Consider the following 1,379-nt stretch of genomic DNA (forward strand, 5'->3'; position numbering starts at 1 on the left):
GCATCAACCGTGGTGGTAAAGGTTTGTGTATTGCCTTGATCGTCCACTACCGTGAAGTTAATAACGGTGCCTTCAACGGCATCACTTGTGCCACTGAGTGTCGGAGTAATATCGTTGCTTGAGCCTGGGCTGGTAAGTACAAGTGTCGGTGCAGTGGTATCTATTTCACCTGCGCCTGTGGCGATGGTGTCGTTGCCTGCCACATCTTCAACACTCGCGCTAATGGTGTATGCACCTTCTGCAAGTGCTACCGGTACAGGGATTGACCACGTGCCATTGGCTAGTACGGTGGCGCTCATTGTTTGCGCTGCGCCGCTGCTGTCGGTGACAACAATGGTTACTTCACTGCCTTGCGGTGCATCGCTGGTACCTGCAATCGTTGGCGTGGTGTCTTTGCCTACACCGTTGTCGGTAATAACAAGGCTCGGGCCAGTAAGGTCTATCTGACCTGTTTCGGTGGCGCTGCCGATATTGCCTAGACCATCATCTACCTGTGCGGTGACAGTATATTCGCCTTCGGCTAAATCAGTTGGTGCATCGACACTCCATACCCCACCCGTTACGGTTGTATCAACAGTCGTAATATTCCCTGCACTGTCTTCAAACGTTAAGCTAATGGTGGTGTTATCTGCCGCATCGCTTGTACCATTAATGGTTGGGGTGGTGTCGTTGGTGTCAACCAGTGCATTAATACTAATGCTTGGGGCCGTGGTGTTGAGCGTTGCGGTTTCACTTAATGTAGTGGTATTACCGGCGTTATCACTAACGCTTGCTTCAATAGTGAGTGGACCATCAGTTAACGCGTTCGGTACATCTGCTGACCAGCTGCCATCGGCTTGCACTGTCGCGGTAAACGTTTCTGTATTATCTGCATCCGTGACGTTAATCGTTATAACCGTGCCTGCTGGCGCGTTCGATGTCCCGCTGATTGTTGGCGTGCTGTCGTTGGTTGCGCCGACTGTGTCTAACGTCAGTGTTGGCGCTAAGGTATCTAGGTTGCCCGTTTGTGTCGCGCCGCCGGTGTTGCCTGCATCATCGGTGATACTGGCTTGCACGGTGTAGCTTCCATCTGGTAATTCAGGGCTGGTTGCTTGCCAATCACCGTTTGCATCCACAGTAGCGGTGATTGGGTGTTCATCACCGTTGCTGTCAGTAATAACAATGTTTACAACCGTGCCTTCAGGCTCTGTTGAGGTACCACTAACAACTGGGGTGCTATCGTTGCCCAGGCCCAGTGCATCAACGGTGACGATTGGCGTAATAGTATCCACATTACCACTGCTGTTTGCTGTGCTCTCGTTGCCTGCCGCATCGGTAATACTCGCGCTTACAGTAAAGTCACCTTGTGCAAGGGCACCTGGAATCTCAATGTTCCAGTG

At 51.8% G+C, this 1,379-nt stretch carries 1 protein-coding gene; it reads right to left on the reverse strand.

From position 1 onward, the window contains the following. Window positions 1-1,379 (reverse strand): Ig-like domain-containing protein (locus H5115_RS19960; protein WP_182756980.1); only part of this gene is annotated, 1,379 nt, incomplete at both ends.

Source organism: Pseudoalteromonas sp. SR44-2 (genome assembly GCF_014163745.1).
Taxonomy (GTDB): Bacteria; Pseudomonadota; Gammaproteobacteria; order Enterobacterales; family Alteromonadaceae; genus Pseudoalteromonas; species Pseudoalteromonas distincta.